Origin of the sequence: Agreia sp. PsM10, assembly GCF_030433855.1 — a bacterium.
Taxonomy (GTDB): Bacteria; Actinomycetota; Actinomycetes; order Actinomycetales; family Microbacteriaceae; genus Agreia.
This window is the reverse complement of record NZ_JARUXC010000001.1, coordinates 232,770-258,550: the sequence shown is the minus strand read 5'-3', so window position 1 is coordinate 258,550 and position 25,781 is coordinate 232,770. Positions and strand designations below refer to the sequence as shown.

General features: G+C 67.3%; 23 protein-coding genes and 1 other RNA gene. 11 read left to right on the top strand and 13 right to left on the bottom strand.

The features are described from left to right. Nucleotides 1-14 precede the first annotated feature (14 nt). The 3 genes from zwf to QCD70_RS01220 form a co-directional block, all read right to left on the bottom strand. A complete protein-coding gene (gene zwf, locus QCD70_RS01230) occupies nt 15-1,487 on the bottom strand; it encodes a glucose-6-phosphate dehydrogenase (RefSeq protein ID WP_441004897.1) in 1,473 nt (490 codons plus the stop codon). A gap of 97 nt (nt 1,488-1,584) precedes the next feature. Further along, the gene (locus QCD70_RS01225; RefSeq protein ID WP_055948758.1) at nt 1,585-1,827 is read right to left on the bottom strand and encodes a zf-HC2 domain-containing protein; all 243 of its coding nucleotides are present in this window, start codon (nt 1,825-1,827) and stop codon (nt 1,585-1,587) included. Further along, a complete protein-coding gene (locus QCD70_RS01220) occupies nt 1,824-2,444 on the bottom strand; it encodes a sigma-70 family RNA polymerase sigma factor (protein ID WP_055930806.1) in 621 nt (206 codons plus the stop codon). The genes QCD70_RS01225 and QCD70_RS01220 overlap by 4 nt, the downstream gene beginning before the upstream one ends. 198 nt (nt 2,445-2,642) lie before the next feature. On the opposite strand from QCD70_RS01220, the gene aroA reads away from it, so the two are divergent. From aroA to QCD70_RS01205, 3 genes are read left to right on the top strand one after another with little or no spacing between them, the layout of a single operon-like run. Next, on the top strand, nt 2,643-4,016 hold the full coding sequence (gene aroA, locus QCD70_RS01215; protein ID WP_301213301.1) for a 3-phosphoshikimate 1-carboxyvinyltransferase: 1,374 nt from the start codon (nt 2,643-2,645) through the stop codon (nt 4,014-4,016). Further along, nucleotides 4,013-5,056, top strand: a complete 1,044-nt coding sequence (gene rsgA / locus QCD70_RS01210; RefSeq protein WP_301213299.1) for a ribosome small subunit-dependent GTPase A — start codon at nt 4,013-4,015, stop codon at nt 5,054-5,056. The genes aroA and rsgA overlap by 4 nt, the downstream gene beginning before the upstream one ends. Nucleotides 5,057-5,104: 48 nt before the next feature. Continuing rightward, complete coding sequence (locus QCD70_RS01205; RefSeq protein WP_301213298.1) at nt 5,105-5,935, top strand: inositol monophosphatase family protein; 831 nt, start codon at nt 5,105-5,107, stop codon at nt 5,933-5,935. On the opposite strand, the gene QCD70_RS01200 is transcribed toward QCD70_RS01205, so the two are convergent. From QCD70_RS01200 to QCD70_RS01185, 4 genes are read right to left on the bottom strand one after another with little or no spacing between them, the layout of a single operon-like run. Further along, on the bottom strand, nt 5,932-6,606 hold the full coding sequence (locus tag QCD70_RS01200; protein ID WP_301213297.1) for a DUF4166 domain-containing protein: 675 nt from the start codon (nt 6,604-6,606) through the stop codon (nt 5,932-5,934). The genes QCD70_RS01205 and QCD70_RS01200 overlap by 4 nt on opposite strands. Before the next feature lie 6 nt (nt 6,607-6,612). Continuing rightward, a complete protein-coding gene (locus tag QCD70_RS01195; protein WP_441004903.1) occupies nt 6,613-9,276 on the bottom strand; it encodes a phosphoenolpyruvate carboxylase in 2,664 nt (887 codons plus the stop codon). Nucleotides 9,277-9,327: 51 nt separating this feature from the next. After that, nucleotides 9,328-9,642: a protealysin inhibitor emfourin gene (locus QCD70_RS01190; protein ID WP_301213296.1), complete on the bottom strand. Its 315-nt coding sequence runs from the start codon at nt 9,640-9,642 to the stop codon at nt 9,328-9,330. Continuing rightward, complete coding sequence (locus tag QCD70_RS01185; RefSeq protein WP_301213295.1) at nt 9,639-10,676, bottom strand: M4 family metallopeptidase; 1,038 nt, start codon at nt 10,674-10,676, stop codon at nt 9,639-9,641. Before QCD70_RS01185 ends, QCD70_RS01190 begins: the two co-directional genes overlap by 4 nt. Before the next feature lie 68 nt (nt 10,677-10,744). Between QCD70_RS01185 and QCD70_RS01180 the strand changes: the two genes are divergently transcribed. The 4 genes from QCD70_RS01180 (at nt 10,745) to QCD70_RS01165 (ending at nt 15,410) form a co-directional block, all read left to right on the top strand. Continuing rightward, nucleotides 10,745-11,149 (top strand): hypothetical protein, encoded by a 405-nt coding sequence (locus tag QCD70_RS01180; protein ID WP_301213294.1) that lies wholly within the window; start codon nt 10,745-10,747, stop codon nt 11,147-11,149. Beyond that, entirely contained in the window at nt 11,150-12,349 is a 1,200-nt protein-coding gene (locus QCD70_RS01175; RefSeq protein WP_301213292.1) for a glycosyltransferase, read from the top strand. After that, nucleotides 12,346-13,077 (top strand): PIG-L deacetylase family protein, encoded by a 732-nt coding sequence (locus QCD70_RS01170; protein ID WP_301213291.1) that lies wholly within the window; start codon nt 12,346-12,348, stop codon nt 13,075-13,077. The genes QCD70_RS01175 and QCD70_RS01170 overlap by 4 nt, the downstream gene beginning before the upstream one ends. 155 nt (nt 13,078-13,232) lie before the next feature. Next, a complete protein-coding gene (locus QCD70_RS01165) occupies nt 13,233-15,410 on the top strand; it encodes a glutamine synthetase III family protein (RefSeq protein WP_301213290.1) in 2,178 nt (725 codons plus the stop codon). A 93-nt stretch (nt 15,411-15,503) separates the two neighbouring features. Here the strand turns inward: QCD70_RS01165 and ssrA are convergent. Then, nucleotides 15,504-15,900, bottom strand: a transfer-messenger RNA (tmRNA) gene (gene ssrA / locus QCD70_RS01160). Between the two features lie 136 nt (nt 15,901-16,036). Between ssrA and QCD70_RS01155 the strand changes: the two genes are divergently transcribed. Together QCD70_RS01155 and QCD70_RS01150 are read left to right on the top strand one after the other, a co-directional pair. Continuing rightward, nucleotides 16,037-16,714: an SIMPL domain-containing protein gene (locus tag QCD70_RS01155; RefSeq protein ID WP_301213289.1), complete on the top strand. Its 678-nt coding sequence runs from the start codon at nt 16,037-16,039 to the stop codon at nt 16,712-16,714. Further along, nucleotides 16,711-17,619 carry an SDR family NAD(P)-dependent oxidoreductase gene (locus QCD70_RS01150; protein ID WP_301213288.1) on the top strand — a complete coding sequence of 303 codons (909 nt, stop codon included), beginning with the start codon at nt 16,711-16,713 and terminating at the stop codon, nt 17,617-17,619. Before QCD70_RS01155 ends, QCD70_RS01150 begins: the two co-directional genes overlap by 4 nt. A 6-nt stretch (nt 17,620-17,625) precedes the next feature. Here the strand turns inward: QCD70_RS01150 and smpB are convergent, their stop codons facing one another. The 4 genes from smpB to prfB form a co-directional block, all read right to left on the bottom strand. Further along, nucleotides 17,626-18,102, bottom strand: coding sequence for an SsrA-binding protein SmpB (smpB, locus tag QCD70_RS01145; protein WP_055780595.1), 477 nt, complete (start codon nt 18,100-18,102; stop codon nt 17,626-17,628). A gap of 104 nt (nt 18,103-18,206) precedes the next feature. Next, nucleotides 18,207-19,121, bottom strand: a complete 915-nt coding sequence (gene ftsX / locus QCD70_RS01140; RefSeq protein WP_301213286.1) for a permease-like cell division protein FtsX — start codon at nt 19,119-19,121, stop codon at nt 18,207-18,209. Continuing rightward, complete coding sequence (gene ftsE, locus QCD70_RS01135) at nt 19,118-20,164, bottom strand: cell division ATP-binding protein FtsE (RefSeq protein WP_301213285.1); 1,047 nt, start codon at nt 20,162-20,164, stop codon at nt 19,118-19,120. The genes ftsX and ftsE overlap by 4 nt, the downstream gene beginning before the upstream one ends. Nucleotides 20,165-20,261: 97 nt before the next feature. Further along, on the bottom strand, nt 20,262-21,368 hold the full coding sequence (gene prfB / locus QCD70_RS01130) for a peptide chain release factor 2 (protein ID WP_301213284.1): 1,107 nt from the start codon (nt 21,366-21,368) through the stop codon (nt 20,262-20,264). Nucleotides 21,369-21,426: 58 nt separating this feature from the next. On the opposite strand from prfB, the gene QCD70_RS01125 reads away from it, so the two are divergent. Then, nucleotides 21,427-22,692 (top strand): MFS transporter, encoded by a 1,266-nt coding sequence (locus tag QCD70_RS01125; protein WP_301213283.1) that lies wholly within the window; start codon nt 21,427-21,429, stop codon nt 22,690-22,692. 16 nt (nt 22,693-22,708) lie between these two features. On the opposite strand, the gene QCD70_RS01120 is transcribed toward QCD70_RS01125, so the two are convergent. Further along, on the bottom strand, nt 22,709-24,196 hold the full coding sequence (locus QCD70_RS01120; protein ID WP_301213282.1) for an MFS transporter: 1,488 nt from the start codon (nt 24,194-24,196) through the stop codon (nt 22,709-22,711). A 983-nt stretch (nt 24,197-25,179) separates the two neighbouring features. On the opposite strand from QCD70_RS01120, the gene QCD70_RS01115 reads away from it, so the two are divergent. After that, entirely contained in the window at nt 25,180-25,779 is a 600-nt protein-coding gene (locus QCD70_RS01115; protein ID WP_301213281.1) for a recombinase family protein, read from the top strand. Nucleotides 25,780-25,781: the final 2 nt, after the last annotated feature.

The following is a 25,781-nucleotide window of genomic DNA, read 5'->3' as shown; positions in this document are numbered from 1 at the left end:
GAGCGGGCCCGGCGCTACTTCTTCTTGTCGCGCCAGGCCCGCTCGAACGGCAGCCGCCACGCATGGGGCGCGATGAGCTGATGGATGGCGTTGGGCCCCCACGTTCCCGGCGAATACAGGCGCACCGGCGGCGGGTCCTGCAGCAGGGTCGCTGAGACCTCCCACAGTCGTTCGATGCCCTCCGCCGTGGTGAACAGGGTGTGGTCGCCGCGCATCGCGTCGAGGATGAGCCGCTCGTATGCCTCGAGGACATCGCCCTCCCGGCCGGTCTCGTGCAGGGCGAACTGCATGCTCAGCTTGTCGAGCTTCATTCCCGGCCCCGGTCGTTTGCCGTAGAACGAGAGCGAGACCTTCGACGCGTCGGCCAGGTCGAATGTCAGGTGATCGGGGCCGTGCGCCCCGACGCCCGAGCCCTGCGGGAACATGCTCTTCGGCGGCTCGCGGAAGGCGATCGAGATGATGCGCTGCCCCTCGGCCAGTTTCTTGCCGGTGCGCAGGTAGAACGGAACACCCGCCCAGCGCCAGTTGTCGATCTCGCACTTGAGGGCTACGAAGGTGTCGGTGTCCGACTCGGGAGCGACTCCCTCCTCGTCGCGATAGCCGATGTACTGTCCGCGCACGACGTTGTCGGGGACGAGCGGCCGCATCGATCGGAAGACCTTGTTCTTCTCCTCGCTGATGGCGATCGGCTCGAGCGCGGTGGGCGGCTCCATGGCCATGAACGCGAGCACCTGGAAGAGGTGGGTGACCACCATGTCCTTGTAGGCGCCGGTCGACTCGTAGAACTGAGCTCGCCGGTCGAGTCCGAGGGTCTCCGGGATGTCGATCTGCACGTGGTCGATGAAGTTGCGGTTCCAGATCGGTTCGAAGAGACCGTTCGCGAATCGGAACGCGAGGATGTTCTGGGCGGGCTCCTTGCCGAGGAAGTGGTCGATGCGGAAGATCTGATCCTCGGCGAAGGTCTCGTGGAGTTCGGCGTTCAGGGCCACCGCCGATGCCAGGTCGGTGCCGAACGGCTTCTCCATGATGATGCGGCTGCGGTCCACCAGCTCTGCCTCGCCGAGCATGTGCACCACGCTGAGCGCGGCGCGAGGCGGCACGCTCAGGTAGTGCAGCCGCCGCACGTCGGGGCCGAGCGACTTCTCGGCATCCAGAACGGCCTTGGCGAGCGCCTTCGGGCCGGCGGACTGAGGAACGTAGCTCAGCTTGGACTCGAAGCGGTCCCACTGGTCCGGCGTCAGAGCCCGACTGCCGAACTCGTTGTAGGCGATCTTGGCGAACGCGCGGAAGGACTCGTCGTCGTGCTCCTCCAATGACGTGCCGACGATGCGGATGTCGGGCGCAAGCGAGGAGAGCGCCAGATGGGCCATACCGGGGATGAGCTTGCGCCTGGCGAGGTCGCCCACCGCTCCGAACAGCACGACCACGTGCGGCGTGGTGTGTTCACTGGGATTGACGCGGGAGGGCAGATCGCTGCTGAGGGTCACCGTGCCGATAATGGCACTGACCGGAGCCGAAGCCAATCGTCGGGGCGGAGTTTAACGCCGCCGAAATCTGCCGTTCATGTGGCAGAAAGGCAGCTGGCTAGTGCGTGGCCTGGATGGTGCGGATGGACAGAAGAACCTGGTCGCGGAGATCGCCGGGCGCGGTCTCGCGGCACGCGCGCTGGACAGCCTCGGTGAGGACACGACCGACGTGCAGCTCGGACTCGCAGTCCGTGCAGCCGGCGAGGTGTTCACGGATGTCTTCTGCATCGGTCGAGCACAGCTCGTTGTGCAGATACTCCTCGAGTTCGGCCTTGGCCTTGTCGCAACCGCAATCGGTCATTTCTTCGTGCTCCCCGTCTTCGCCGCGACATGAATGCCGCGGTCTGCTGCGTAGTCAGTCAGAAGTCCCCGCAGAAGTCGTCTGCCTCGGTGCAGACGACTCATTACCGTGCCGACAGGGGTCTTCATGATGTCGGCGATCTCCTGGTAGGAGAAACCTTCCACGTCGGCGAAATAGACCGCCAGACGAAAATCTTCGGGAATCGACTGCAGCGCATCCTTGACCGCACTGTCGGGCAGGTGATCGATCGCCTCGGCCTCTGCGGAGCGGCTCGACATCGCCGTGGCCGACTCGGCCTCGCCCAGCTGCCAGTCCTCCATGTCGGAGATGGTGCCCTTGTAGGGATCGCGCTGCTTCTTGCGATAGGTGTTGATGAACGTGTTCGTCAGGATGCGGTACAGCCACGCCTTGAGGTTCGTGCCCTGCTCGAACTGTGCGAACGCGGCATACGCCTTCACGAACGTCTCCTGCACGAGGTCCTGGGCGTCTGCCGGATTGCGGGTCATGCGCAGGGCGGCGCCGTAGAGCTGGTCGAGGAACGGGATCGCCTGTTCCTCGAACAGGTCCCGGGGATCCGAGGTCGCCGCGGGAGTGGTGTCAGGTGTGGGAGTGCTCATCAAGCCTGAGTCTACTTCGGCGAGGGCGCGTTCGGCCCAGGCCAGCCCTGAGTACACGACGGTCGGTCGCACCAGCTCCTGCGTCACCACCTGCGCTCCTCCTGCCTCTCGCTCGCCCATGCACCGTCTCGGTGCCCGTACGATCAACAACCGCGATCGGAACGCGGTTTATTCCGTGCTCGCGGTAATCTGGGGGCAATGGGAATCATCAGCCAACTCGATCCGCGTTTCTCCCCGTACGACGACGAGACGCCAGGGGTCGCCTCCGTGCCGCCGGCAGACTCGCCGTGGCCGTCGCCGACCGCCAGCGGACCCATCGACAAGACGGTGGCGCTTCCCGGCTCCAAGAGCCTGACGAACCGCGAACTCGTGCTGTCGGCGCTCGCCGAAGCGCCCTCCACCCTTCGGGCTCCGCTCCATTCGCGCGACACGTCCCTGATGGTCGATGCGCTCCGCTCGATGGGAACCACGATCGAGGCCGTCTCCGGCACCGGGGATTTCGGCGACGACTGGCTCATCACCCCCGCCGAAGAGCTGCTCGGAAGCACCACGGTCGACTGCGGCCTCGCCGGAACCGTCATGCGCTTCATCCCGCCCGTCGCCGCCCTGGCGCTTGGCCCCATCGTGTTCGACGGCGACGAGGCAGCGCGGCGCAGGCCCATGTCCACGACCATCTCGTCGCTCCGCTCCCTCGGCGTCGACATCGCCGATGACGGAGCGGGGTCGCTTCCCTTCACGGTTCACGGCACCGGTCGCGTCGCCGGTGGCGAGATCGTCATCGACGCGTCGAGCTCCAGCCAGTTCGTGTCGGGCCTCCTCCTGAGTGCAAGCCGATTCGACGACGGTCTCGTGCTGCGCCACTCCGGTGAGCGCGTGCCGAGCCAGCCCCACATCGAGATGACGATCCAGGCGCTGGCCGCCCGTGGCGTCGAGGTCGAGCAGCCGCAGCCGGGCGTGTGGATCGTCGCGCACTCGCGCATCCGGGGCCTCACCGTCGACATCGAACCCGATCTCTCGAATGCCGCGCCGTTCCTCGCGGCGGCCGTCGCCACCGGCGGTCGGGTCAGCGTCAGCGGCTGGCCGTCGAGCACGACTCAGGTGGGCGCCCATCTCGCCGTGCTCCTGCCCCTGTTCGGCGCCACCGTCACCCAGGCCGACGGAGTGCTCACCGTCGAGGGCGACGGGTCGATCCACGGAATCACCCTCGATCTCTCCGAGGGCGGCGAGCTCGCCCCGGCCCTGGTCGCCCTGGCAGCGCTGGCCGACTCCCCCAGCGAGATCACCGGCATCGGACACATCCGTCACCACGAGACAGACCGGCTGTCGGCCCTCGCGGCGGAGATCAATGGGCTCGGCGGCTCCGTCACAGAGCTGGAGGACGGCCTGCGCATCGAGCCGGCCCCGCTGCACGGCGGAACGTGGAAGACCTACGCCGACCATCGCATGGCCCACGCCGGCGCGATCATCGGCCTCGTCGTTCCCGACGTTCTGATCGAGGACATCGCGACCACATCGAAGACGCTCCCCGAATTCCCCGAGCTCTGGAGCGCGTTGGCCGCGAGCACCTCATGACGTGGTGGGCGAACGACGACGATGACGACGACGAGTCGGAATACGACGAGTCGAGCGTTCGAATCCGGCCCAACCCGAAGGGCAACAAGCCCCGCACCAAGATCCGGCCGGAGTACGCCAACGCGGTTCCCGGGCGCATCCTCACCGTCGACCGCGGCCGCTTCAGCGTGCTCGTCGACGAGGACACCCCCGACGAGCGCGCGATCACCGCGTCTCGGGCCCGCGAGCTCGGCAAGACGGCCATCGTCACGGGAGATCGTGTCGGACTCGTCGGCGACACTTCCGGCGCCGAGGGCAGCCTTTCTCGTGTCGTCAAGCTCACACCGCGCACCACCCTCCTGCGCCGCAGCGCCGACGACACAGACGCCGTCGAGCGGGTGATCGTCGCCAACGCCGACCAGATGCTGATCGTCGTGGCCGCGGCCAATCCCGAACCGCGCGCCCGACTGGTCGACCGCTACCTGGTCGCCGCATTCGACGCCGGCATCACTCCGATCCTCTTCATCACCAAGACCGACCTCGCCGACCCGAGCGAGTTCCTCTCCGAGTTCGAGTGCCTCGACCTCACCGTGGTCACCGGGCAGCGTGACGAACTGCCGCTCGACGAGCTCAAGTCCCTGCTGATGGGCCACACCACCGTCACCGTCGGCCATTCGGGGGTCGGAAAGTCCACTCTGGTGAACGCGCTCGTACCCGGCACCGATCGGGCGATCGGGCGAGTCAACGACGTCACCGGGCGCGGGCGGCACACCTCGTCGTCGACGCTGGGCCTGCGGGTTCACGACGATGCGGGCCGCTCGGGCTGGATCATCGACACCCCGGGCGTGCGCTCGTTCGGACTCGGCCACGTCGACCCCGCGAACGTCCTGAAATCCTTCGCCGGAATGGCGATCCCGTCGTCCGTCCCGCCGGCCGACGGCATCCCGCTCAGCCAGGCGCACGACTGGGAGATCGTCGACAGGGTGCTGGCGGGAGAACTGGGCGCCAGCGGCATCGCGCGCATCGAGTCGCTGCAGAAGCTCGTGGGCTCGTTGAGCTAGTCGCACGATCGGGCACGCCTCCTCGTCGCGGCTGGCTACGCTTGAGGCATGACCGAGCCGTATGCAGCCGACCTCGCCCTCGCCCTCGACATCGCCGACGCGGCCGACGCGATCTCGCTCGATCGATTCATGGCGCTCGACCTGGTCGTCGAGAGCAAGCCCGATCGAACACCGGTGACGGATGCGGACAGGGCCGTCGAACGCGAGATCAGAGACCGGCTCGCGGCCGCCCGCCCGGAGGACGCGATCCTGGGCGAGGAGTACGGCTCGGCCGGCGACTCGATAAGGCAGTGGATCATCGATCCCATCGACGGCACGGCCAACTACCTGCGCGGCGTGCCCGTCTGGGCCACGCTGATCGCTCTCGTCGTCGACGGCGTTCCCGTCGTCGGCGTGGTGAGCTCCCCCGCGCTCGGACGTCGCTGGTGGGGAGCCCCGGGCCAGGGCGCGTGGACGACGGACAGCACCCTCGCGCCGTCGGCGGCCCCCCGCCGGCTCGCGGTCTCCGGTGTGGCCCGCCTCGACGACGCGAGCGTCAGCTACAACAGCCTGAAGGGCTGGGACGAGGCCGGTCGGCTCGACAGCCTGCTCGCCCTGAGCCGCAGCGTCTGGCGTACTCGGGCCTACGGCGAGATGTGGTCGTACATGCTGGTCGCCGAGGGAGCCCTCGACGTGGCAGGCGAGTTCGACCTGCAGCCCTATGACATGGCGGCGCTCATACCGGTGATCCACGAGGCCGGGGGCCGGTTCACGTCGGTCGACGGCACGCCCGGCCCATGGTCGGGTTCGGCCCTCGCCACCAACGGACTCCTGCACGACGCGGCCCTCCAGGTGCTCTCCCCCGGCGACGTCGCCGACGGGCACGAGTCTGGGCGTTAGAACCGACGATCGATGGCCGCGGTGTCAACCGCATCGATCGATCCGCCCCGCGGCTCGTAGGTGAAGGAACCGCGGTACTCGAAGACACTGCCGAGCACCGGATGCGTGAGGGTCACCTCCACCCTCTGGCTCGCCGTCGCGGAGTCCCAGCGCTCGGTGAGGTCGACCCGCGCGGAGAAGACGCGAGGAACCGGGACGCGCAGACGGCCGAACCAGATCCAGGTGCCGACCGATCGCATCCGGAGCCAGCCCTCGGACGAGACGCCCAGCCGCAGTGACACTTCGAGGAATCGCCGTCTGCCGAGGAAATCGTGCAGCAGGCCGTCGCGACCGGCCAGCATCGTGTCCTCCATCGTGCGGACCACGCCCGGGAAGGCGAAGCTGCGGGTCGAGCTGAGGCAGACCCGGCCCCGGCCGTCGCTGTGGGGAACGTTCACGACGGTCAGGCCGACGTTCTCACCGCGTTCCCCGAACAGAGCATTCGCGCGCGTTGCGAGCATGAACAGCGGCATGAGCCATGCCTTCGAGGGCCCCGCGAACTCGTACACCCCTCGACCGACGCCCGCCTCTCCGCGCGCCACGCCGTCGATGTAATCCGACAGCTGGGGCTGCAGGCGATCTGCTCGATCGCCGAGCAGCACCCGGTACACGGAGCGCCGGGCCCCCGACATCGCGGGTTATCCCGTGTTCTGCAGGCCGGCAGCGACCCCGTTGACGGCGAGGAGCAGGAGCCGGTGGGTGTCGTCGGCCGGGTCGACGCTGCCCGAGCTGCGCACGGCGCGAAGAGCCCGGAGCTGCAGGAGCGACAGCGCATCGACATAGGGGCTGCGGAGCCTGACCGCGCGCTGCAGCACGGGACGACCCTCGAGGATCTCGCCGTGACCCGTCGTGCGCCTCACCCACTTGCGCGTGAGCTCCATCTCGTCGAGAACCAGGGAGGCCAGGTCGTCGCGGTCGCCCAGAGCGAGGTAGCGCTCCGCGAGTCTGTCGTCGGTCTTCGCGAGCGACATCTCCACGTTGTTGATCATGGCGGTGAACAGAGGCCACCGGGCGTAGGCGTCTCGGAGGACGTCGACGTCTCCGACCGCGGCGAGGGCGGAGCCGAGCCCGAACCAGCCCGTGAGGTTGATGCGCGCCTGCGTCCACGCGAAGACCCAGGGAATGGCACGGAGGTCTTCGAGCGACTCCACGGACAGGCCGCGGCGGGCCGGCCTCGAACCCAGCGCGAGCAGGCCCACCTCCTCCATCGGGGTGACCTGTGCGAACCAAGGGGCGAAACCGTCTGCCTTGATGAGTTCGAAGAAGCGCTCTCGCGAACGCAGGTCGAGCGTGCGCGCCATGTCGACGAAGTCTCGGGTGGCCGTGTTGTTGGCCTCTTCGTTCGAGGGGCTCGATGCGAGCAGGGTGGCCGCTGCCATCTGCTCGATGTGGCGGGCGGCGATCGCCTTGTCGCCGTACTGGGCGAAGATCACCTCGCCCTGCTCGGTGAGTTTGAACCGGCCCTCGACCGAGCCGCCGGGCTGCGCCATCACCGCCTCGTTGGCCGGGCCGCCGCCCCGCCCGAGTGCGCCGCCACGACCGTGGAACAGTGTGAGGACAATGTCGTTGTCCTTGGCCCAGCGGGAGATGCGCTCCTGCGCCGAGTAGAGGGCGAGCGTCGCCGAGACGGGCCCGACGTCTTTCGAGGAGTCGGAGTAGCCGAGCATGACTTCGAGGCGACGACCGGTGGCTGCCAGCCGCTGCTGTACCTGCGGCAGGGTCAGCATCTCGTCGAGAATCGTGGTGCTCGCCTCGAGATCGGCGAAGGTCTCGAACAGCGGCACGGCATCGAGCACGGGGGCCGCCTCGGCAGACCCCAGGGCCGCTTCCGCCAGCGCGTAGACCGTGGCGATGTCGGCCGAGGACTGGGTGAACGACACGATGTACCGACGGGCCGCCGCCAGTCCGTAGCGCTTCTGCAGCGTCGCGATCGTGCGGTAGACGGAGAGGACCTCCTCGGTCATCTCGCTCACTGCGCCGCCGGCCCGGATCTCCTCGAGTGCCTGGCGGTGCACCTTCGAGTGCTGGCGCACCTCGAGCTCGGCCAGGTGGAACCCGAATGTCTCGACCTGCCAGATGAGGTTCTGGAGTTCACCGTTGGCGCTGCGGTCGGCACCGGCCTCTCGCAGAGACTGCTGGATGACACGCAGGTCGGAGATGAGTTCGTCGGGCAGTCCGTAGGCGAGCTCGGTGCCCTGCCTCGTGGCGACGATGCGCGCGGCGACCACCATCAGCACTCGGCGGTGCGGCTCGTGCGGCGAGCGGGTGCCGATCTGGCTCGTCACCTGCGGGGCGATGGCCTGCTGCCGCCCCCAGAGCGCCATCAGGGCCTCGCTGGCCGGAGTGTCCTCCGAGTCGAGCGTGAGCGTGCGACCGATACGGGTCGCCGCATGCTCGAGGCCGAACAGGATGTGCTCGCTCGCGATCGCGGCGGCCTCCTCGGTGACCTCGGCCGTGACGAAGGGGTTGCCGTCGCGGTCCGCGGCGATCCAGCTGCCGAGGCGCATGAACGCCGGTGCGACCACAGGCGCCTTGCCCGCGTCGCCCTCGAGCATCCAGTCGTCGAGCAGGCGGTACACCTGCGGCACGACCTGGAAAAGCGTCTGGTCGAAGATGTTCATGGCCGTTCTGACCTCGTCGAGGGGCGTCGGCCTCGTCGTGCGGAGCGGCGAGGTGCGCCAGAGCACATCGATCTGTTCGAGCAGGCGCCGCTCGATCTCGGCCGAGGCCAGCCCGCCCTGCTGACCCGCGTCTCTGTCGGAGAGCAGGTCGCTGATGCGACGGATGGCCGAGGCGACGGCGCGGCGTCGGGCCTCGGTGGGATGGGCCGTCAAGACGGGGTGGAACCTCAGGTCGGCCAGTCGCGCGGCCGCCTCCTCGCGCCCGACCTCGTCGACCAGCCGCTCGATGGCGGCGGGAAGGGAGTCGGCGGGCGCGGGATCGCTCGCGGACACATACCGGCTTCGCAGCACCCGCACCCTGTGGTGCTCCTCTGCCAGGTTGGCGAGGTGGAAGTAGCTGGTGAATGCCCGGGCGACCTGCTCGGCGCGCACGGGAGTGAACGAGTCGACCAGCTTCTCGGCGTCTTCGATGGAGGCGTCGTTCTGCTTCTCATACGCGTCGATGGTGAGCTCTCGCAGCCGCTCGACGTCATCGAGAAGCTCGGAGCCGCCCGCCTCGGTCAGAATTCTGCCCAGCAGTGCGCCGAGCAGTCGGACGTCGGCACGCAATGCGGCGTCTACCTCGTCGCGAATACTCCGACGGCTGAGGTCGGGGTTGCCAGGGGTCGTGTCAGCAGAAATCGTCACCGACCTAAACTAGCGCCGAAGTGTTGACGGCATGTTTCGGCGTCGTTATGTGTCGGCGCGATCGGATGCCTGGACCCGGTCGATCAGCTGCCGCCACGGCCCCACGACGCGCGACTCGGGCAGGGTCGCATGCAGCTGCGACGTCGAGGCGGACTCGAGTGGGAGCGCCTCGACGGTGACGACGAAGACGAAACGGTCGGGAACGCCGTCGCCGTCGAGATCGACCGCGTCGGACCACGGGCACGCGTCGACGATGTGAAGCCATTCGTCGACGGCGGCCGACGACTCGTCGTTCACGACGACCCGCCAGGTCCGGCGGATGCCGGCGAACCCGCCGCTTCGTACGACGGTGATGTTCACAACTCGACCCCGACAGACGCCCACGCCCGCTGCACCGCGTCGAGCTCTGCGGAGGTGGCGCCGAATCGAGCTCGGGCGGCCTCGACCGTGGCGCGGGCGAACTGCACGAAGGTGGCTCTCGGCTCGAGCCCACCCGCGGTGATCGTGTCGTACCAGATGCGGCCGGCGCGCTGCCACGCATAGCCGCCGAGAGCATCGGCCACGAGGAAGAATGCCCGATTGGGGATGCCGGAGTTGATGTGCACCCCTCCGTTGTCGTCTCGCGTGTCGACGAAGTCGCGCATGTGGGCGGGCTGGGGGTCGACACCGAGGATGTCGTCGTTGTAAGCCGTGCCCGGCGCCTTCATCGAACGCAGCGCGGCACCTTCGACCATGTCGGTGAACAGCTCCTCGCCGATGAGCCAGCTGGCCTCCGATGCCGCCTGCCCCCGGCTGTGCTGCTCGACCAGCGCTCCGAACACGTCGGACACCGATTCGTTGAGGGCGCCCGACTGGCCCTGGTATTCGAGGGCGCTCGAGTACTGGGTGACCCCGTGGCTGAGCTCGTGCCCGATGACACTCAACGACAGGGTGAATCGGCGGAAGACCTCGCCGTCGCCGTCGCCGAACACCATGCGTTCGCCGTCCCAGAAGGCGTTGTCGTAGCGCGAGCCGTAGTGCACGGTGGCGTCGAGCCCGAGCCCACGACCGTCGATCGAGGAACGCTCGAACGCGTCGGCGAACAGGGCGTGGGTCGCCCCGAGACCGTCGTAGGCCTCGTCGACCGCCGCGTCGCCCGATTCAGGGCCGCCCTCGCGCCGAACGACGGAGCCGGGCAGCACCTCGCGACCTCCGGCATCGCTGATCGTGCGCTCGGGGCGCGGCGAAGCGGTCGACGGCGGTGCGGCCCGGGGTGCGACGGCCTGCCTCGTCTCGCGCAGAGGCTCTGTCTGCATGAGGGTCTGGTGGGCCGCGGCGGCGACACCGCCGAGACCGGCCTCGTCGAGGCGGGCGAGGCGGGAGAGCAGGTACGGGGGAACAATCGTGCAGCGCATGGATCGAGCTTCGCACCGGCCCCTGACACCGTCCACAGAGTCCGACGCCCCGGGCTAGAATTTGAGTCATGACGACCCATTCCGCGCCGGTCACCACTTCCGCCCCGGCCCAGACATCCGCCCCGGCCAAACACCTGACGAAGCCCCTCGGTGGCGGCCTGTTCGTACTCTTCTGGGCCATCGCCATCGTGCTCTGGGTCCTCGTCGGCCAGTTCGAGGAGCCCGGGCTCCGCGGCTTCGTGGCCGATGCGGGAATCGTCTTCGCCTCGCTCGGCACGGCGGCACCGTTCCTCGCCACCCGACGCTCGCTCGTGATCGCACTCGGCTGGGGCGCCGTCGCGCTCGGCCTCTTCGCTCTCGCCGACCTAGGCCAGGTCACGGTCATCGTCTACCTGCTGCGCATGTTCGTTCCACTTGTCGCCCTTCTCGCCCCGGTCAACAAGTTCGTCAACGGTTACCGAGTGTTCGTCTAAGTGCTGCGAATAGCTCTCGTCTGCCTCCACACATCGCCGGCCGACGAGCCGGGCTCGGGCGACGCCGGGGGCATGAACGTCGTGGTGCTGCACCAGGCGCAGGCCCTCGCGTCGCGCGGACACGATGTCGAGATCATCACGCGACGGTCCACGCCGAGCGGTCCGGCCGTTCTGAGCTTCGGCGATCGACTACGCCTGCGATTCGTCGATGCCGGCCCCGCGCATCCGCTGGCCAAGGGCGACCACGAGCTCTACATCGCCGAATTCGGCGAGGCCCTGCGCGCGCTCGGACCGTACGACGTCTTTCACTCGCACCACTGGTTCTCGGGCATGGCCGCCCTGCCTGTCGCGCGCGCCCGCGGCATCCCCCACGTCCAGAGTTTCCACAGCATCGCGGCCGACGATTCGACGCCTCTCTCCGACGGAGAGCGTGCTGAGTCGCCCGGGCGCATGGCCGGCGAATCGTGGCTCGCGCGCGAGTCCGATGCCCTGATCGCGATCAGCGAGGCCGAAGCCCACACGATCGAGACGCGTCTCGGCGGGTCGCCTGAGCGCATCACCGTCGTCTCCCCCGGCGTCGACAGCGAGCTGTTCGCCCCGGCGGCACCGACTCTCGGGTCGCACGAGCCCCGCAGACCCTACGCTGTCGTCGCTGCCCGGCTGCAGCCGCTCAAGGGCCTCGACCTCGCGATCGAGGCGATCGCTGCGGTTCCTGGGAGCATCCGACCCGAGCTGGTGATCTCGGGCGATGCGTCGGCCGACTTCGACGGCTACATCGACGAGCTCTCACGGCTCGCGCGCTCACGCGGCGTTGCAGAGTCCGTGCACTTCATCGGTCCGCAATCCCGGCAGGCGCTGGCCGAACTGCTGCGCGGGGCCCGCGTCGTTCTCATCCCCTCCCACTCCGAGACCTACGGCCTCGTCGCGCTCGAGGCGGCAGCGAGCCGCGTTCCCGTCGTAGCGGCCGCCTCAGGCGGTCTGCGCGAGGCTGTCGTCGACGGAGTGACCGGCATCGTGCTCGATTCGCGCGATCCCGCCGTGTGGGCCGATGCGATCGTCCGCCTGCTCTCGGATGGCGAGCAGGCGGACGAGCTGTCCTCGAGGGCTCGCGAACGTGCCGAGACCCTCAGCTGGGCACGCTCGGCCGACGCGCTCCTCGGCGTCTACACGGGTCTCGTCTCGTCCGTCGCCGTCGCGTGAGCCTGCTCGACGGCGTGCACAGCGCGCTCTTCGTGCACGCGCATCCCGACGACGAGACCCTCGCCACCGGCGCCCTGATCGCCGAGCTGGTCGATCGGGGCGTGCGGGTGAGCCTGCTCACGGCCACGCGTGGCGAGCGCGGCGAGATCGTCGAGGGATCGCTCGATCACGCGGTGGATGCGGACGGCCTGAGCGCGCTGCGCGAGACCGAGCTGCGCCGCGCGGCCGACTCGCTGGGCATCTCCGAGCGATACTGGCTGGGCACCGCCCCGGCGCGAACCCCGGGGCACCCGGCCGTGCGCTATCGGGATTCGGGAATGTCGTGGATCGAGCCCGGACTCGCCGGTCCCGCCGCCGATGTCGAACCCGGTGCGCTGGCGCTCGCGCCCCTCGAGCAGGTCGTCGGCGACGTGACGGCGCTCATCGAGCGGCTCGATCCCGACCTGATCGTCAGCTACGACCACGGCGGTGGCTACGGGCATCCCGATCACGTGCGAATCCACGAGGCCGTCCTGGCCGCGAGCCGCCTGACGGCTACGCCGTTCGCCGAGATCGTCTCCGAACCCGGCTCCGATGTGGAGTGGTTCGACCTCGACCACCGGGCATCTGCAGTGACGCGGGCGCTCCAGCAGCACCGCACACAGCTGACCGTCGTCGACGGCGACGTCGTGCACTCGGGCGGACAGCGACACGCGATACCGCTCTCGATGGGGCTGCGCCACCACTGACACCGCGGCCGGTCTGCTGCACTACTCCTCACGTCGCATCGAAAAAAACCACGGGTGTCACACAGGTGAAACACCCCCGCCACACGAGTCTCCTATCGTGGCGCCACCGGGTTCCGCATCGATCCGCGGTCGGGCGCCGTCACGAGGGAGTAAGAATGACCGGAAACACTGTCCGTCTGCAGGCCATCAGAGACGTCGAGGCCTACGTGCCGCCCGCCGTCAGCTTCACAGCGACCGAGACCCCCGGAGAGGTGTTCGGCGAGAACGTCTTCAACCAGATCGTGATGCAGAAGCGCCTTCCGAAGTCGGTCTACAAGTCGGTCATGGCCACCATCGACCACGGCGCCATGCTCGACCCGCTGGTCGCCGACGCCGTTGCCTCCGCCATGAAGGACTGGGCCCTCGAGAAGGGCGCGACGCACTACGCGCACGTCTTCTACCCGCTGACCGGTCTCACCGCCGAGAAGCACGACAGCTTCCTCGAGCCGGTCGGCGACGGCACGGCCCTCGCCGAGTTCGCGGGCAAGACACTCACGCAGGGCGAACCGGATGCGTCCAGCTTCCCGAACGGCGGCTTGCGCAACACGTTCGAGGCTCGTGGCTACACGGGCTGGGACGTCACGAGTCCCGCGTACGTGCTCGAGAATCCGAACGGCAACACGCTCTGCATCCCCACCGTCTTCGTCTCGATGACCGGCGAGGCCCTCGACCACAAGACGCCCCTCCTTCGCTCGCAGCAGGCGATGGGCGAACACGCCGAGCGCATCCTGAAGCTGTTCGGGCACACCAACCCGAAGCACGTCGTGTCGTTCTGCGGGCCGGAGCAGGAGTATTTCCTGGTCGACCGGCACTTCTTCCTCGCCCGGCCCGACCTGATCAACGCCGGTCGCACCCTGTTCGGTTCGAAGCCGCCGAAGGGCCAGGAGTTCGACGACCACTACTTCGGCGCCATTCCCGAGCGCGTGCTCGGATTCATGATGGACACGGAGCGTGAGCTGTTCAAGCTCGGCATCCCTGCCAAGACCCGCCACAACGAGGTCGCTCCGGGCCAGTTCGAGATCGCTCCCATGTTCGAGCGAGGCAACATCGCGGCCGACCACCAGCAGCTCCTGATGACGACGTTCAAGACGATCGCCAAGAAGCACGGCATGGAGTGCCTGTTCCATGAGAAGCCGTTCCAGGGCGTCAACGGATCGGGCAAGCACGTCAACTTCTCGCTCGGCAACTCGGAGCTGGGCAGCCTGCTCGTTCCCGGCGACACGCCCCACGACAACGCGCAGTTCCTGGTGTTCTGCGCCGCGGTCATCCGCGCCGTGCACAAGTACTCCGGTCTGCTGCGCGCATCCGTCGCCTCGGCGACCAACGACCACCGCCTCGGTGCGAACGAAGCTCCCCCGGCGATCATCTCGATCTTCCTCGGCGACCAGCTGGCCGACGTCTTCGAGCAGCTGGCGAAGGGCCCTGCGACGTCGTCCAAGGGCAAGGGGCGCATGCAGATCGGCGTCGACACGCTGCCCGTGCTGCCCACCGACCCCGGCGACCGCAACCGCACGAGCCCGTTCGCCTTCACCGGAAACCGCTTCGAGTTCCGCGCCCCGGGTTCCATGCAGTCGGTCGCAGGGCCGATGACCACCATCAACACGATCATGGCCGACTCGCTCGACTTCATCGCCACAGAGCTCGAAGCCGCCACGGCTGCGGGAGAAGACTTCGACTCCGCCGTTCAGACCCTGCTCACGCAGATCATCACCGAGCACGGGGCGGTCGTCTTCAACGGCGACGGCTACGCCGATGCATGGCCGATCGAGGCCGAGAAGCGCGGCCTCGCCAATCTGCGCACGACGCTCGACGCCCTCCCCGAGCTCATCACGGAGGAGGCAATGGAGCTGTTCGAGAAGTACCGGGTCTTCAACCACCGCGAGATGCACAGCCGCTATGAGATCGGGCTGGAGCAGTACGCCCTCACCATCGGCGTCGAGGCGCGCCTGGCCCTAGAGATCGGTGCCACCGCCGTGCTGCCGGCGGCCGTGCGTCACCAGACGGAGCTCGCCGTGAACATCGGAGCGCTCAAGGCTGCCGGAGTGGATGCCGATACGGCGGCCCTCGATGAGGTGTCGACGCCACTCGCCGAGCTGCGCAGCGCCCTGTCCACGCTCAAGCAGGCATTGGCCGTCGACACCGGTCACGAGGCACTCGCCGAGGCGGAGCACGCCCGCGACGCCCTTCTGCCCGCCATGGACGCGGTGCGCGCCGCCGCCGACACGCTCGAGGACATCGTGGCCGACGACCTGTGGCCGCTGCCGACCTACCAGGAAATGCTCTTCGTGCTGTAGCTGGAGCCGCTTCGACAGGCTCAGCGAACGGAGACCCCGTTCCCTGAGCCTGTCGAGGGGGGCAACAGAACAGTGCGTGACAGTGACCTCAGATGGTGGAGATGCGGGGAATTGAACCCCGGTCCACTGCTGTGATTCTGCGCCTTCTACGGGCGTATCCTGTTGAGTCGTTCTACTCGGCCCCGAGCTTTGCTACAGGCATCTAGCTCGACGGGCCCAGCCCGAGTGCAAGTCCCTCCGCGCCCTCAGGCGTAACGCGGAAGCAATCTCTCTGAATGTCGCCAGAACCCGGGTAGAGAGCATTCCCGGACTGACGGTCTCTATTTAGTGCCTAGAAGAGAACTACGCCGCGAGGGCGAAGTCTGCCTGAGCAGAGACAGTGCGGTTTGATTTGGCACTTATTGTTTTTCAGAGATCGTTAACGAGATAACCCTGAATCCTCGACCCGCTTCTCGCAGTTTCGCAGGCAATGTCGAAACCGATCATCCCCAAGCGGGTCACTATCACGCACTGTTGAGTTGTGTGTTGCGCACAGGCATCCGAAAGGATGCAGCCCCCAATTCTACGACAGAAAAACGGCAATGGCCACTGCGGGCCTTCTTTAGGTCGCGGATAGGGTGAGACCCATGAGCGAGACCATCATCACCGTGGCCGGGTACGCAGACACGTACCATTCCCCCGAGCGGGCCGTCGTGCAGCTCGCTCTCGGCTTCGAGGGACCGGAACGCCAGAGCGTGTTCGAACAGACGAGGCAGCTTCATGCCGAGACGTCGGAGAGCCTGCGGGCCCTCCGCGATCCCGTAGCAGACGCCGTGACGCGCTGGAGCGCCGACCAGGTGAGCGTATGGGGCCAGCGCCCCTGGAACCAGGACGGCGTGCAGCTTCCGCCCGTTTATCACGCGACCACCACAGTGCGAGCCCGATTCCGCGACTTCTCGGCGCTGGCGACGTGGATCGATTCCATCGCGTTCCGCGACGGCGTGACCGTGACCTCGATCGACTGGGCTCTCACCACAGCGACGCGCATCGCCCTGGAGTCCGACGTTCAGAAGAACGCGATCGTCAGCGCCCGGTCGAAGGCCCAGAATTACGCCGAGGCACTCGGACTGTCCGCACTCCGGCCCCTCGCCGTGGCCGATCCCGGCATGCTCGGAGACGGCGGAGGCGGCTCCTCGCCCGTCGGCGTCGCGCGCTTCGCCTCGCACGACATGGCCAAGGCCAGCGCATCCGGACCCCTCGACCTGACGCCCGCCGACGTCGTCATCAGTGCCTCGGTCGAGGCCCGTTTCGCCGCGTCCGCATGAACCGCGATCTGATCGACCGCACGATCGTCATCACCGGCGGCAACGCAGGGCTCGGCTACTTCACGGCCGAACAGCTCGCCCGGAGGGGTGCTCGCATCGTCATCGCCGGGCGCAACGAGGCCAAGGCCGGCGCCGCCATCACGTCCCTGCGGCGCGAGGTCCCCGACATCCAGGCGCCGTCGTTCGTGCTGCTCGATCTGGCCGATCTCTCGAGTGTGGCTCGGGCATCCGCCGAACTCTCGCGGCTGCCCGCCATCGACGTGCTGGTCGCGAACGGGGGCATCACCTCGGGCACCGCGGATTCCGTGACCGCCGACGGATTCGAGAGCATGTTCGGCACCAACCACCTCGGCCACTTCGGCCTGATCGCCGGGCTTCTGCCGTCTCTGCTCGCGACTCCCGCGTCGCGGATCGTGCACCTCGGCAGCATCAGCCACCGTTTCCACGCCCTCGATTTCGAGCCGCACGACACCCCGGAGCGGTTCCGTAGCTTCCGCAGCTACAGCAGATCGAAGCTGGCCGTGATGACCTTCGCGTTCGAGCTCGATCGTCGGCTGCGCGCCGCCGGACACGACACTCGCAGCATCGTCGCGCATCCGGGATTCGCGGTCGACGAGCTGACCCCGGCGCGCCCGGGCGTCACGCCGGATGGCAGCACCGCTGCGATCGTACGGACCGTGTTCGGCTCGTTCGCCCAGGGCAAGGACGCCGGGGCACTGCCCATCGTGATGGCCGCGACCGACGACTACCTGCGCGGAGGCGAATACGTGGGTCCGGCCGGCTGGCAGCAGCTGAAGGGCCGTCCGCGTGTGGTCACCGCCAAGGCATGGTCACGCGATCCCGCCGTGGCCGCCCGCCTGTGGGCGCTGTCCGAAGAGCTGACCGGCGCATCCATACGTCTGTGACCGAAGTCAGTCGCCGAGGTTGCGCCTCGCCGACATGGCCCTGTCGGACTCGCGCTTGTCTTGACGCTCGCGGAGCGTCTGCCGCTTGTCGTACTCGCGCTTTCCCTTGGCCACGGCCAGTTCGACCTTGGCGCGGCCGTCGCTGAAGTACAGCTGCAGCGGGATGAGCGTGTAGCCGCCCTCCTTGGTCTTGTTGTGCAGCTTGAGGATCTGCTCCTTGTGCAGCAGCAGCTTGCGCTTGCGACGGGGCGTATGGTTGTTCCACGTGCCCTGCGTGTACTCGGGAATGTGCACGGCGTCGAGCCAGGCCTCGCCGTTCTCGATGAAGGCGTAGCCGTCGACCAGTGACGCTCGACCCATGCGGAGCGACTTCACCTCGGTGCCGTTCAAGACCATCCCGGCCTCGTACGTCGACTCGATGGTGTAGTCGTGCCGAGCCTTGCGGTTGGTCGCGACGACCTTCTGACCGCTCTCCTTGGGCACGTTGCGCTCCTGACGATTCTTAGGTGCCGCACCTCGCGTGCGGCAGCCGTCCAGTATACGCCCGGTCGACCCGGGCGTGGGCGGCGCCGCTCGCGCCGGTGCGATCAGACCTTGAGGTAGCGCGTGATCGCGAACTTGGCCGACAGCGCCGCGAGCACGGCCCCGACGACGATCAGAATCGGCGCCACCAGCAGCGCATCGCCCGTGGAGACGAACGACGTGAACGGCAGCTGGTTGAGCAGCCATCCCTGCACGAAGAACTTCACGATGGCCCAGATCGCCAGGCCCGCAAGTGCCGAGCCGATGAGCGACGCGATCACGCCCTCGATGATGAACGGTGTCTGGATGAACCTGTTCGATGCCCCGACGAGACGCATGATTCCGAGTTCCCTGCGGCGTGAGAAGGCCGACAGTCGGATGGTCGTGGCGATGAGCAGAACCGCCGCGATCAGCATGATCGCAGCCACGGCGATGGCGGTGTAACTCGCCGCATTGAGCACCGTGAAGATCTGCTCGAGGTAGCTGCGCTGGTCGGTGACGCTCTCGACGCCAGCGAAGCCCGAGAGGCTCTCGACGAGCACCGCCGATTGCGTCGGGTCTTTCAGGTTGACCCAGAACGTCTGTGGAAGCAGGTCGGGCGTGACGTAGTCGGTGACCGGGTTTCCCTTGAACTGCGACTGGAAGTTCTCGTAGGCCTGATCGTGGTTCTCGAAATAGTACTTGTCGATGAACGGCGACAGGGTCGGCCCGTCGAGCTGCGCCTGAACGGCGTCGATCTGGTCCTGGGTCACGTCGCCATTGCCACAGGTCTCCCCCGAGTCCGTGGCGGTGCAGAGGTAGACGGCGACCTGCGCCTTGTCGTACCAGTAGTTCTTCATCTGGCCGATCTGCATCTGCAGCAGAATCGCCGTGCCCACGAACGTGAGCGAGATGAAGGTCACGAGAACGACGGAGGTGACCATCGAGACGTTGCGTCGAAGGCCGGTGCCGACCTCGCCGAAGATGAGTCCGATTCTCACGAGGTGGGTCCTACGTTCTGGTCCTGGGGGTCGATGCGTTCGCCCGGGGCACGCAGCCCGAGCTTCTCTGCGAGGCCGAGCTGATCGGTCACGGGGTCGGCGGCGTCGGGGCGGGCCGACACCGGGGCGGGGGTCGTGGATGCGACGGGCGCGGCCTGCGCGGGCTCGCCGACGGGCACACGGGATGCCGTGGGCGGGGCGCCCGCAGGCGCGGGGGCCTCGGTCGCGGACGGGCCCTGGGTGTTCACGACCGGAGTCGAGAACGTGGGAGCACTCGCACCCGGTCCTCTGCTGCCGCGCACCAGTCCGGGGATGCCGATCTCGGCCGTCATTCCGCTGTCGCGGAGTGCGATCTCGGCCGTCATGCCGTAGCCGCCCTGCAGCTCGTCGCGCACGATCTCGCCCTGAACGAGCTCGATCACGCGACGCTGCATCTGGTCGACGATGGCGTTGTCGTGCGTCGCCATGATCACGGTGGTTCCGCCCGCGTTGATGCGCTGAAGAACCTGCATGATTCCGCCACTGGTGAGCGGGTCGAGGTTTCCGGTCGGCTCGTCGGCGAGCAGGATGGCGGGCTTGTTCACGACGGCGCGGGCGATGGCCACGCGCTGCTGCTCACCGCCGGAGAGTTCGTGCGGAAGGCGGTTCGCCTTCTCGTTGAGGCCCACCATGGCGAGCACGTCGGGAACGGCCTCCTGAATGAAGCCCCGCGACTTGCCGATGACCTGAAGCGTGAAGGCCACGTTGTCGAAGACGTTCTTGTTCGGCAGCAGTCGGAAGTCCTGGAAGACGACTCCGAGGTTGCGCCGGAAGTAGGGAACCTTGCGCGACGAGATCGTGCCCAGGTCTTGGCCGAGCACGTGGATGCTGCCGCTCGTGGGCTTGTCCTCCTTCAGCACGAGGCGCAGGAAGCTCGACTTGCCGGAGCCCGAGGCACCGACAAGAAAGACGAATTCACCGCGGAGGATCTCGAGGTCGACGCGGTTCAGCGCCGGCTTCTTGGTCCCCCGGTAAATCTGGGATACGTGATCAAATCGAATCATGGCAGGTTGAGCTTAAGCAGCCTTGCGACCCACTCGACGCGCGACTCGCCACGGATGCCCGATTGACGCGCCAGTCTGTACGAACGCCTTGCGTCGCCTATGCGACCTTCTGCTTGCGCCAGCGGATGCCCGCCGAGATGAAGCCGTCGAGCTCGCCGTCGAAGACGTTCGACGGGTTGTTCGATTCGTAGTCGGTGCGCAGGTCTTTGACCATCTGGTACGGCGCGAGCACGTAGCTGCGCATCTGGTCGCCCCAGCTGGCGGTGATGACGCCGGCGAGTTCCTTCTTCTTGGCGTTCTCCTCGTCACGCTGCAGCAGCAGCAGGCGCGACTGCAGCACGCGCAGTGCCGCCGCCCGGTTCTGGATCTGGCTCTTCTCGTTCTGGCAGCTCACCACGATGCCCGTGGGCAGGTGGGTGATGCGCACGGCCGAGTCTGTGGTGTTGACCGACTGGCCGCCCGGGCCCGACGAGCGGAAGACATCCACCCGGATGTCGCTCTCGGGAACGTCGACCGACTCGGTCTGGGCGATGAGCGGAATGACCTCGACGGCCGCGAAGCTCGTCTGGCGCTTGCCGGCCGAGTTGAACGGGCTCATGCGCACGAGGCGGTGCGTTCCGGCCTCGACCGACAGCGTTCCGAACGCGTAGGGAGCGTCGACCTCGAAGGTGGCGCTCTTGATGCCCGCCTCCTCTGCGTAGCTGGTGTCGAGAACCGTGACCGAGTAGCCGTGCTGCTCGGAGTAGCGCAGGTACATACGCAGCAGCATCTCGGCGAAGTCGGCGGCGTCGACGCCGCCCGCTCCGGCGCGGATCGTGATGACGGCCGCGCGGGGGTCGTATTCGCCGTTGAGCAGGGTCTGCACCTCGAGCTCGCCGAGCAGCTTCGTGAGGCTCTCGAGTTCGGCCTGCGCCTCCTGCGCCGACTCCTCATCGCCCTCGGAGTTGATGAGCTCGACCATGATCTCGAGGTCTTCGAGGCGCGAGGTGATGCTCGTGACCTTCGCGAGGTCGGCCTGAGCGTGCGACAGTGCGCTGGTGACCTTCTGCGCCTTCTCGGTGTCGTCCCACAGGTCGGGAACGCCGGCCTGTGCACTGAGGTCGTCGATGCGGGTCTTCAACTCATCGACGTCGATGACCGAGAGGATGTCGCGGAAGGTGGAGCGGAGGGCGGCGATCTGCTCGCTGAAATCTAGTTCCTGCATGGTGCCCCCAGCCTACCGGGCGGGCGTGGTCGCTCCCTCGGCGTACAGTGGATGCGATATGAGCGATGCAGAGACCGGGTTCCGATTCCGTTCCATCGCCCTCCCCGCCCTCCTCCCGTCGCTGCTCTTCGCCATCGGCGAGGGCTCGATCATCCCCATCATTCCGGCGATCGCGCAGGATCTCGGTGCCGGTCTCGCCCTGGCCGGCTTCATCGCAGCGATGATCATGGTCGGCGAGCTCATCGGCGACATCCCGAGCGGCTGGATCGTGAGCCGCATCGGCGAGCGGCGGGCCATGGTGGGTGCGTCTCTCGTGTCGATCATCGGCGTCACGACGTGCATCGTCGCATCCGGGCCCTGGATGCTCGGGGTCGGCATCTTTTTGCTCGGCCTGTCGACCGCGACCTTCGCCCTCGCCCGGCACGCGTTCATGACCACGTTCGTGCCGCTGCAGTTCCGGGCGCGCGCCCTCTCCACCCTCGGCGGAACTTTCCGGGCGGGCTGGTTCGTCGGCCCGTTCATCGCCGCCGGCTTGATCGCCCTCACCTCGCACGCCGAGATCGTTTTCTGGGTGCACCTCGCCTGCGCCGTGCTGGTGATCGTGCTCCTCCTCGTGATGCCCGACCCGACCGCGGGGGCCGCAGCACGCGCGCAGACCACCGAAGGCACGCACGAGACCGAGGGCGAGCACCTCGTGGCCGAGGAGTCGCACGGGCTGTTCCGCACGGTCTGGAACTTCCGCGGGGTTCTCGCTCGCCTCGGAACGGGAGTGGCGATCGTGGGCGCCCTGCGCGCGAGCCGTTCGGTCATCCTGCCGTTGTGGGCGGTGAGTCTCGACCTGTCGGAGAGCACGACGGCTCTCATCATCGGCCTCGGCGGCGCGATGGACTTCGCCCTCTTCTATGCCAGCGGCCAGGTGATGGACCGGTTCGGCCGGCTGTGGAGCGTCGTGCCGTCGATGCTCGGCATGGGCATCGGGCTCTTCGTGCTGGCCTTCACCCACGACCTGCAGCACGCGGTCGGGTGGTTCATCGGGGTCACGGTGCTCACCGGCCTCGCGAACGGCATCGGCAGCGGCATCCTCATGACGCTCGGCGCCGACCTCGCCCCCAAAGACGACCCCGCACCCTTCTTGGGTGCGTTCCGCTTCACCGGCGATGCGGGAACGGCCGCCGCTCCCCTGCTCGTGTCGCTCGTCGTAGCCGTGGCCACGCTGTCGCTCGCGACGGCGATCATGGGGGTCATCGGCGTGCTGGGCGCGGGGCTGATGCTGCGTTACGTGCCCCGTTACGTTCCTCGGCGGCCGGGCAGGCAGTCGGCCTGATCAGGCGCGCTGCTCGTCAGGCGTCGGATGCGGCGGTCTCGCGCTTCGCGGCTTTCGCACGCGACCTCAGGTCGACGAGCCCCACAATCAGCGACACCGTGATGAGCGAGATGGCGATGAGGATGCCGTTGCGGAAGCCCTCGTGGTACGCCATGAGCTGGTCGGCATCTGCCTTGTCGCGGTAGAGGGTCGCGAAGAAGGTGGAGCTGACGGCTGCGACGCCGATCGCGGTGCCGACGCGTTGTCCGACCTGGGCGAGTGAGCCCGCGACCCCGCCCTCGCTCACGGGAACCTCCGCGAGCGTCAGGGTCTGGTTGGGCGAGATCACGAGGCCGCCTCCGGCTCCCGCGACGGCCATGGCGGCGGCCATCCACCAGATCGTCTCGTCGCGCGGGGTGAGCACCGCCGCGGCGAGTATGAGGGAGAAGCCCACGATGACCGTGACCGTGCCGATCACGACGAGCTTGCGGCCGTAGCGCTCGACGATGCGGCCGCCGATCAGCGAGCTGGCGGCGGAGGTGAGGGCGAACGGGATGCTCACCATGCCAGCGAACACGGGAAGCGCGCCGAGCCCCTGCTGCAGGTAGAGCGTCGTCAGCAGGAAGGTGCCTGGAATCGCCGCGAAGTACGCGGTGGCCACGAGGATTCCATTGCGATACGACGCGATGCGGAACAGCGAGAAGTGCACCACGGGAGACTTGCCGCGCCGGCCGTAGTCGCGTTCCCACAGAAGGAACGCGGTGGTTCCGAGCGCGAAGCCGACGAGCCAGAACCAGCGCTTGGGGTCGTCGTCGGGGCCGCCGGTGGTGAAGACGAACGGCACCATCAGGCTGAACACCGAGAAGCCGAGCAGCAGGATGCCCACGAGGTCGAGCTGAGTCTTCACGGTCGTGCCCTTGGGCTTCGTCGGCAACAGGCGCAGAGCGAAGAACAGGGCGATGAGGCCGAGCGGAATGTTCATCCAGAACAGCAGTCGCCACCCGTCGGTCTCTCCCCCGACGGCGATCAGCAGCCCGCCGAGCGTCGGCCCGAACGCGGTGGCGACGCCGATGGTGGCGCCGAAGATGCCGAAGGCGCGCCCTCGCGCCGACCCCTGGAACAGCTGCTGCACGAGCCCGAGCACCTGCGGCATCTGGATGCCTGCGGCGACTCCCTGCAGGATGCGCGCGATGAGCAGGGTCTCGACCGTCGGTGCGAGCGCGCAGGCGAGACTCGCGAGGGTGAACGAGATGAGTCCGATGGAGAAGAGCAGTTTGCGCGAATAGATGTCGCCCAGCCGCCCGGCAGGAACGAGAGCGAGCCCGAAGGCGAGGGCGTAGCCGGCGACGATCAGCTGCAGCTCGGTAGGTCCGGCGCCGAGCGCCTTCTCGATCGAGGGAAGCCCGACGTTGACCTTCGACAGGTCGAGAATCGTGAGCGCCGCAACGCCGACGGCCACGGCGAACGCCTGCCATTTCGCCCGCTCGGTGAGTTCGATCTGAGGTGCCGGTGAACTCGAAGTCATGGACACGTACGCTACACGGATGCTGTGCGTGGCCTGAGGGCCTTGCGCAGTCTTCATCGGAATGTCGAACGAGCGACAGAGGTGACCTTGATGGGAAACCCGTTCGGCACGATGAGCGAGAGCATCGCAGGGCGCCACGTGCCCGAGAAGGTCTCGCCCACGAGGAAGAGCGCATACCAGAACGGAATGCCCGAAGTCGCTCAAAGCTGTCGCGCCTGCTCGATCAGCGCATCACTCTTGGCGGCCCCCCTTAGCTCGCCGCTGCACGCGAGGCGCGCCGGAGATGTACGTGATGCGGATCGTGCTGCCCGACGGGACCGCAGCAAGAATGCGCCCGCTGAGATCCATAACTTCGGTACGCGCGTCTACAGCCACTCCTTGACCTCTCAACTCCACCCAATCTCAGTACGCCAGGGGTCTGACACCAAAACTTCACGTCCGAAGCCGGGACGGGCGGGCGGTTAGGACGCCCGACCCTCCAACAAGTCAGCGACATCAGACAGGGGCATACCAACGCCGTCTCGGAACGCACTTGCCGCGCCCAGCTCCCCCCGCGGGTCGAGACCCTTCCCAGCATTGTCGGGCGTCACGAGTGCGTAGAGGTCGTTGTCGGTCGCCTTAATGATGACCTGTCCACGATCCGCGGCCAGACGCTGGAGGTGGGCAAGGTTGGGTTCGGCTGTCATATCCCACAACGTAGCGCGCGGATTGGGGTTTAGGAGAGGCGATAACCATATTCATGTCAACATGGCGCCCCAGAAGCACGTGACCAAATCGTATGTTTCGCTCTCGATCTCCGCCGCTCCTGGAGTAGGGCCGAGCTATCGGTGTTTGCAACATAGACCATGTCTCGAAAAGCAATAGATTTACGAGACACATGGCTGAGGCCGAGACGACCACGCTCCTACCGCGAATTCCCGGTCATGGTCAATGTCTCACGAAGTAATCTCAGCCGCTCGCGTGTCTCGCTAGTAGTTCCTGGGTTGGCGAGACATGATTGCCGTACGCGACTTCTTGGCTACACACGCGTCAGTACCGCCGGCAAAGATCCGCAGCTCCAGGTCAATTCGCTCCTCTCCACAGGGGTGCAGAAGCGGGACATTTTCTCTGACGTCACCTCCGGCAGCAAGACGGCCGCGTCACGCCCCGGGATGCAGCGGCTGGTCGACTATGCCGAGGCCGGTGACACCGTGGTCGTATGGCGAGTCGATCGACTTGGCCGATCCTTGATCGATGTCCTCAACAGCGTAAACGGTCTCCGCGAAGCCGGGATCAACGTGCGATCCATCTCCGACGAAATCGACCCGGCGACGTCGACGGGCCGGCTAATGCTGAACATGCTTGCGACCCTCGCAGAATACGAGCGCGAGCTTATTGTCGAACGCGTCAATGCCGGCATCGCCGTCGCCAGGGAGGCCGGTAACCGGTTTGGGCGCCCGAAATCCGACCCAACCGTCGTGGCCGAGAGACTCGCGATCGTCGCGCAGGCTCGATCCGCCGGTAAGACCGCGGCCGAAGCCGCGCAGCTCGTCGGGTGGAGCCGTGCCACGTTCTACCGCCACCAGAACTCACAAACAGGCTGAAC